This window comes from Leptolyngbya sp. AN02str (assembly GCF_050565595.1).
In the GTDB taxonomy this organism is placed as follows: domain Bacteria; phylum Cyanobacteriota; class Cyanobacteriia; order Elainellales; family Elainellaceae; genus Kaiparowitsia.
In genome coordinates this window covers 1-8,117 of sequence record NZ_JBNXVR010000080.1, presented here as the reverse complement: position 1 = coordinate 8,117, position 8,117 = coordinate 1, and the positions used below count along the sequence as shown (strand labels likewise).

Annotated in this window: 4 protein-coding genes; all 4 read right to left on the bottom strand. The window is 49.3% G+C overall.

All coding sequences use genetic code 11. From position 1 onward, the window contains the following. Nucleotides 1-568: 568 nt before the first annotated feature. The 4 genes from ACQ4M4_RS28565 to ACQ4M4_RS28550 all read right to left on the bottom strand — a co-directional run bounded on the left by ACQ4M4_RS28565 (nucleotide 569) and on the right by ACQ4M4_RS28550 (nucleotide 6,917). Nucleotides 569-1,420 carry an SDR family oxidoreductase gene (locus tag ACQ4M4_RS28565; RefSeq protein ID WP_430687864.1) on the bottom strand — a complete coding sequence of 284 codons (852 nt, stop codon included), beginning with the start codon at nucleotides 1,418-1,420 and terminating at the stop codon, nucleotides 569-571. A gap of 143 nt (nucleotides 1,421-1,563) precedes the next feature. Then, a complete protein-coding gene (locus tag ACQ4M4_RS28560) occupies nucleotides 1,564-2,883 on the bottom strand; it encodes a sensor histidine kinase (RefSeq protein WP_430687863.1) in 1,320 nt (439 codons plus the stop codon). A gap of 9 nt (nucleotides 2,884-2,892) precedes the next feature. Continuing rightward, nucleotides 2,893-5,496: an ATP-binding protein gene (locus tag ACQ4M4_RS28555; protein WP_430687862.1), complete on the bottom strand. Its 2,604-nt coding sequence runs from the start codon at nucleotides 5,494-5,496 to the stop codon at nucleotides 2,893-2,895. Next, on the bottom strand, nucleotides 5,493-6,917 hold the full coding sequence (locus ACQ4M4_RS28550; protein WP_430687861.1) for an ABC transporter substrate-binding protein: 1,425 nt from the start codon (nucleotides 6,915-6,917) through the stop codon (nucleotides 5,493-5,495). The genes ACQ4M4_RS28555 and ACQ4M4_RS28550 overlap by 4 nt, the downstream gene beginning before the upstream one ends. Nucleotides 6,918-8,117 lie beyond the last annotated feature (1,200 nt).

The following is an 8,117-nucleotide window of genomic DNA, read 5'->3' as shown; positions in this document are numbered from 1 at the left end:
AATAACACCCGCAATCAGTCCCAAGTGGTCCAAGTTCTCGATCTGCAAGGGGGCGATCCTAACTCGTCTCCCTCAGCTTATCCCCACTCCCTTTAATTCCCAGAGCAACCTGCGGAATGTCGGATGAATCGTTGCGTGGCGGAGCTGCGAAACGATTCAGGCAGGATATCTGGTGTAATATTAGTTTTCTATCGTCGGGCTACAGATCCCGTCGCCCACGAATGAATTGTGGATTAACCTGAGTTTTGGATAAGCTGAAGTGCCCTTAACCGAAACTGACGTTGGACTAGCCTGGTAAGCCCACAAAACGTGAACTGAAAGAGATTCTGTAGCCGGGTCTTAGTCCGGCCAGGACTTTCCCTCATTAGCCCGCAATTCATTCGCGGGCGGGCATGGAGCAACACAGGATTTGTAGCTAACCTGAGTTATGGATAAGCTGAAGTGCCCATTTTTGCGTGCGCGTCGCGCACGCAAAAATGCCCTTAACCGAAACTGACGTTAGCTAACATAAGTCGAATTGATATAAAGCGCTGAGCCAACCCGATAAACAATCGGATCAGCCCGCATCCTAAATTTCGAGCGCGGGATGGAGAAAGTGGTAACCCTGTTGCTGCAACTTTTGGTTCGAGACGCGTCGATTGTTTGAGCGGCTGCGCGGTACAGTTGGGTCCCACTGAACTGCTGGCAAACCGCTCTGCTCACAAACCCGATCCATCAGTTCGTGGGCGGTTACGGGTGTATCGCCAACCAGGTTGTAAATGCCGTGGAGCTGGCGATCGCGCGCAAATTCCACAGCCGCCACAATATCATCCACATGGGTCCAGTTCGTGAAGTGCTCCCCCGTTCCCGGACGGGTGGTGCCTGCCAGCTTGGCAAATCGATGTTTTATATCGCGTCCTGGCCCGTAGATGGCCCCCATCCGAAATATACAAATTCGCACATCTGGTCGCAAATGGGCTTTTGCCCCCGATAGCAAAATCTGCTCCGCCTCATACAAAATTTCGCTGTGGCGGTTATCGGGAGTAATGGGGGTGGTTTCATCGACCCAGTTGCCATGGGCATCGCCATAGACCGAGCAACTGCTGGTGTAAATGACCTGCCGCACTGTGGGTACCTGGGGCAAAACCGCTACCAAGTTCTTGCAGGTTCCTAAATAGGTTTGCTCGTAGCCGTCAGCATCTACCTGCTGGTTGCCAGTTGGGGCCACCGTCACCACAACCACCTCCTGGTGTTGCAGGACAGTGTGCAATGCGCTGGCATCGGCACCTTGCAATACAACGCTGCGCTGGGCGATCGCGCCAAGTTCCTCTAACCGATCGGTCGTGGTGGTCGTGACCGTGAGCTGATGCTCGGATGCCTGGTGCCAGTACCGAGCGATCGCTGTTCCGACATAGCCACAGCCAATAATGGTAATGTTCATGGGTTCTTTGCCATCAGCAATGCATCAGATTCGGGCGACTGGGTAAATGTTGCTGGGCATGAAATTACGCTATGCCGATTATCGGTGCTCCCCTGCCCATGCGGCAAGGGGCAGCCCCAGGTTTTGACCAGACCAGACGTTGGTTAGTCTCGCGTGCCAACAGATACGTTGGATACAGCGGCATGGGCAGGAATTTGGATGCAAAACTCAGTGCCCTGGCCCGGTTCTGAATACACGTCTAGCGTGCCCTGGTGCTGTTCAGTCACGATTTGGTGGGCGATCGCCAACCCCAACCCAGTCCCTTTGCCGACCCCCTTAGTCGTAAACAAGTGATCGAAAACGCGAGCCTTCACATCCTCCGTGATACCTTTGCCATTATCGCGAATCCGAATTTGCACCTGATCTTGAATCATCTCAGTGCGAATTGTAATTTGTTGAGGCTTAGCTTCTAATTCTTCCAATGAACATCCTTGAGCGATTTCATCAAACATATCAATCGCATTCGCCAGAATATTCATAAACACTTGATTTAACTGTCCAGGAAAGCATTCAATTTTGGGTAAATTTCCATAATCTTGAATGACTTCAATCGCTGGACGATACTGGTTATCTTTCAAACGATATTTCAAAATCAGTAAGGCGCTGTTAATGCCCTCGTGAATATCAGCCGCAATTTGATGTTCCGTATCACTGCGAGAGAATGTGCGCAGGCTAGTGCTAATGCTGATGATGCGATCGGTTGCGCTCTGCATGGAATCAACTAGCTTGGGCAAATCTTTGCACAAAAATTCCAGGTCAATATCTTCGGCATGGTTTTTGACTGCCGGGTGAACCTGTGACTCATACTGCTGCCGCAGCTGAATGTGGGTGAGCAGATCTTGCACATATTCTTTGGCGTTGCTAATGCTCCCCTTCAAGAATCCGGTCGGATTGTTAATTTCGTGGGCTACCCCGGCGACCAGGTTCCCCAGCGTTGACATTTTTTCTGCCTGAATGAGCTTGAGCTGAAATTGCTTGAGCTGCTCCAGCGCTATCTGCAATTCGTGAGTTCGCTCTGCCACGCTGTCCTCTAGCGCTTTGCTCCATTGCCGCAGATTTAAATGGGTTTTTACCCGTGCCAGCAACTCCTTCTCGTGAAAGGGTTTGGTAATGTAATCGACTGCCCCTAGCTCAAATCCTTGCACTTTGCTTTCGGCATCGCTGAGGGCTGTCATAAAAATGATTGGAATGTCAGCGGTGGCCAGATTGGCTTTAATTTGTCGGCAGGTTTCAAACCCATCAATACCTGGCATTTGCACATCCAGTAAGATGAGGTCTGGTGTGTAGGTTTGCAGGCGCTTGAGGGCGCGATCGCCACTAATGGCAGTCGCCGTTCCATATCCGATCGACGACAGGATTTCCGTAACGATCTCCAAGTTAGCGGGTGTATCATCTACCACCAGGATTTTGATGTCGCACCACATGGGCAGTTCCTAAACTAACTGAATCAAATAGCGTTGCAATAGTTCTTCAATTTCTTCGACTCTGAACTGCTTAGCCAACTGAAGAATCGACTCTGAAAACGTCGTATAAGCTTTGTTGCTTGTGGAAAGATGCTCAACCTGTTCCCGTAATACCTTGAGGTTGGCCTGCTCGGCAAGATACAGGAGTTCTTCCAAGATATTGCTCGGTGGCAGGACAAGTTGGGTTGGGGCGGATTCTTCTGAGGTGGTGAGATTGGCGACTTCCATGTCGTACTCCCAGCTCAAATTCAAATGAGTTGCCAAGAGGTGGAACAGAGTATCAACATCGACCGGCTTTGATAAGAAGTCGTCTCCACCGTTACTAATCGCCATTTGCTGGTCGAGCTGCGAAACCGATGCAGAGGAAACAATGACTTTCGTTTGCTTTAGCTCTTCTGTGTCGCGAATACGCTGTAATAGTTCAAACCCATCCATCACAGGCATAACTAAATCGGTAATGACGAGATCGGGGGACTGGGTGCGCAGTTTTTCCAACCCTTCTTCACCGTTTTCCGCTTCGATAATGATGAAGCCGAGAGGTTCTAGCAGGTTTAACAAAACGGTGCGGTTTTCCCAGCGGTCGTCAACAACTAAGATGCGACGGCGATCGCCAGTGTAGCCAATAATGCGATCGTTTCCGTCGGTTCCACGATGCTGCCGTACCCAATCTTCAACTAACGGTAACTCTACGGTAAAGAAGAATTCACTGCCTTCACCCTGTTGGCTTTTAACCTGGATTTCGCCTCCCATCAGCTGCACAATTCGTTGGCTAATCGCCAATCCCAGACCCGTTCCTTCCACTTGTCGGCGGCGATCGCCCACCTGCTCAAAGGCTTGAAACAGTTTAGATAGATCGGCTTCGGCAATTCCCACACCCGTGTCAGTGATTCGAAAATGCAGGGTTGCATAATCAGCTGTCACCTTTAAGACATCAACCTGCAATGCAACTGAGCCGCGATCGGTAAATTTAATCGCATTTCCAATCAAGTTAATCACTACCTGCCGCAAGCATTTTTCATCGACAGCAACCCCCTCCGGCAGCCGTGAACTAGGGCTGTAAACAAACTCAATGCCCTTTTGCTCAGCCCGAATTTTGCACATTTCCACCACACCCTGCAACAGCGATGGTAAATGCACCGCCGTAGGCGCTAACTCTAGCTTGCGGGCTTCAATTTTAGACAGATCAAGAATGTCATTAATCAAAGTCAGCAGGTGCGTTCCGCATTGGTAAATGACGCTGATGCCATTTTGCTCCTTCGCAGACAAACCCTTAGCCCGTCCAAGAATTTGCGCATAGCCCAAAATGCCATTGAGCGGGGTGCGCAGCTCGTGGCTCATATTCGACAAAAATTCGCTCTTGGCCTGGTTAGCTGAGTCGGCCTGTTCCTTGGCCTGTGCCAGCTCAGCGGTGCGTTCTGCAACACGGTGCTCTAGGGTGGTAAACGAGGTCTTGAGCTGACCCGCCATTTCATTGAAGGTTTGGGCCAGGGTTCCCACCTCATCCTGGGTCATCACAGGGACGGTCTGGGTCAGGTCGCCTTGGGCGAGGCGGGTCGCAGCTTCGCCGATCGCCAAAATGGGTCGAGTAATGCGTCGTGACAACACATAAACCGCAACTAGCATCACACCCGAGGACAAAAATCCAATCACCAAAATGTTTCGGGCTAGGCGTTGGGCGGGTAAAAAGGCTTCGGTTTGGCTGATTTCGGCTAGGAGCGCCAAGTTTTGTTCGGGTAGCCAGCGGTACACTCCCACGACTGGCACGCCCTCGTAGTTGGTGTAGCGGCCAAATCCACTTTGTTGCTCAATGGCGCGGTTAATTCCTTCGCTGTTGATAGCTTCGCTGGGTGCAGCCTCGCCGCTGTCATTTCCAGCCTGTTTGGAAATAAAGATGGTTTTGCCTTTGGCCTGACCCACTAAATAGGTTTCTGCGGTTGCACCCAGTCCGGTATTGTCTCGAATGAGGGTATCCACCTCATCTAGGTTGAGATCGGCAACCAGCGCGGCCATCCGGTCTCCCTGTTGATCCATGATGGGCGTGGCAACGGTAATCGCGGCTTTTTGGGTTTTGGGGGAGATGTAGAAATTAGGAACGACGATATCTAGGCGATCGCGCGTAAAGTAGGTGGCCGGATCTCCCAGAGGACGGTAGCTGCCCTCCAAGCTGGGGTCATCCGACGCAAAAACCACATACCCGCTGTTGCGAGTAATGCGGATGCTGCGGAGATTCGGTTTAATTTCGATCAAACTTGTCGTCAGGCGATTCAGTTCTTGGCGAGCAGCACGGTAGGCTGGCTGATCGGGACTGGTTGTCAGCAGCGTACGAATACTAGATTGCATCGCGGCCTCTTGACTCACCAGCAAAATGTCGCGCAATTGCTGCTCTGCCCACTCATCTAGCTGATAGCTCTTGAGCTTGGCTGCTACCGTTAGACGATTAATCACTTCCTTCTCTAACGAGTTTCGGGCTTGAAAGTACGAGCCAACAGCAACTGTGCCCACTGTAATGACCGACAGCATCGAAAAATAGCTGACCAGTTGGGTTAATAGGCTTTTGTTCAACCAGGATTTCATACCGCTTTCTCCCATTCCGTCCAAATATTTTTGATTTGTGCGATCGCCCAATCGCTGGCCTCTGTTGCAGAAGCCTGATCCTGAATCACCCTGAGTACCGTCTTGGCCCATAACTGTTGGCTTTGAACTTCGCTAAAGGCGGAATGGGTGACCTCGTAAGGAGTAGAACCGGGGCTTTGATAAATCTTGAGGGCGGTTGATAGATGAGGATCGGTAGAGTTGCTCCACAGTGAATTTTCAAACAACTGGGGCATTACAGGCAGCACTCGACCCTTAAACCCTGTCAGTAACTGATTGATATTTTGGGGCTCAGTTAAATAGGCCAAAAAATCCTTCGCAGCTTCAGGATGGGGACAAGTTTTGGGAACGATCGCTTGCTTAATTCCCTTACGTGTTAGCAACGGGCTGCCATCTGGCTTTTGAGGCCGTTCAATGGTCACAATTTGGTTGTATCGCTTGGCTGCATCTTGGTTGTAGACATTGTTGGGCAGTTGCTGCGTCAGGGGAATGGATAAGGTCAAATTTTGAGTCATCAAAATGTTGCCTTCCAGGAAGCTATTGTTATTGCCAGATCCAGTCCACTCCAAGGCTGCAGGTGGCACATATCCATCTAAATACAGGCGCGTGTATTCATCCAAAGCCGCAATCATCCGCTGCCGATTTTCAGGAGCCTCCAGCAAAAACTCTCCGTCTGCGTTCACCGCTTCAACATTGTGCGCATCCAAAAACATCATTAGCGAGGTGTACGTATCAAACCCCACCGTAGACATGCACAGTCCTACCCCATAAATGTCGGGATAGCTTTGCGATCGCAACCGTTGCTGGGCCGTTTGCCAAAACTTCCAAAACGGTTCCCATGCTGTGGGCACATCGGTAGAACGATAGCCCACTTCCTCAATTAAATTGCCCCAATAGTGGATGTAGTCATCTGCCTGCCACAGCGGCAAAGCATAATAGCTGCGCTCGTTCCGAACCTTGTTGCGATAAGCGACCTGCTCTAGCGCAACCGGAGTGTAGCGGTCTTTAATTGGCGAGATTACCTCTGACAAATCCAAAAGCTGGTCTCGCCAAGCCAACTTCGGCGCAATACTGGGATCCACCCCTACGGAATACACAATATCTGGCAGTTTGGGATTTCCTGGCTCTTGCAACATTTGGGTTAACTGCTGGTCAATCAAGCTCACGGGTAACAGCTTTAAGTTGACCGTTAAACCAGATTGGCGCTCCCAATTGCGTACGAGCTGAATGACTTGCTCATTCTCTTCGGGGAGAAACCCCTGCTCCCACCAAATGACAAGATCTTCGTTATCCGCTTGGGTGTTGGTATTGACAGAAGCCAGCTGTGAAGGAGCGGAACAGTTTGCTAAACCGAGCCCTAACCCAAATAACGATAGCCGAGTGAAATTTCGCCTGGTAATCATGGTGACTGAAACGGGTGACCGTGGTAACGGGATGGGAATGAGTTTTGGGGCATTGTTGAGTATTCAAAACTGAGGACGAGTCGCTCTATTCAAAGAGGGATCGAAGATTCAACATTGCCAAATGAAGGAATGGAAAAGGTTGATAGGGACACAAAAACTTAAGTTAAAGATTGTGATGATATGTGAGGAGGGATGCGATCGCCCGCCTACGGTGAAACAGTCGATGGGTCTCTCCAACTATCATCAGTAATTTTCTAAATAGGTTTCTCAATCATTGCCAGGGCGATCGTATTATTCACTGATGGGCACAAAATCTAACATCTTCGATTGAATTTAAAGAAGAATTAGAGCTGTATTGTTGATAGACAAATCTTTGGCTAACTGAACAGCATTGGTGGCTCTAAATATGCCTAAGAGTGCTTATAGTTTTTAGGTTTTAAAGATGCAGAAGTGGCTAAGAAAGATCAGCCAATTTGCTGATGGAATACCTACCTTGAGGTAAACAGAAACAGCCTTTCTAAAATGGAGATTGAGTGAATTATGGGGGGAATCTATAGGTTCTATCAATAAATGAAAGCAGAGAATGTGAAAGCTGGAGGTGAACTGCAGTCTATATTGCTGCCGAATCACCTATACAGACAAAAAACCTTTTTAAGTCTAAATCGGAAAATGGTTGGTGATGTGATTTGAATGCTGATTTGACGCTTTATTAATGGTTTTTGCTGAGGAACCTCAGCAGTTTGGCTGAGGATACTGAACCGCAGGCTATCGGGGACAAAGAGTGTAAAGATTTGCTAATTTGCTGTTGTTATATAGTTCGCCTGCATGAATCGTTGCGCTGAAGAGTTGTACACTAATTCATACTTCAAAACGTGATTCGTTCAGGCGGCCTAACAATTTTGAGTAGCAAGAGATACAAGTCGATGACTGGAGTCGTATCGCGTACAGATTAATGGGTATCAAACCATGAAATTGTTCTGGTTCTTTTGAGCGCCAGTAGACTGCTGAATGGTTCAACCCGTTATCAAAATTGTCCCAAGAACGCTGCTGGCCATTCTATAACTGTCGCCACAGCTTAGAGGGTGTTTGAAAAGATGTGAGGCGTCAAATTTTATGCCAGTCGCCTGACCATAATGCGGATCATGGCAAGGTAAATCAAGGTTTCTGATGTCTCTGGCAATAATTCATAGTCTCTGACCA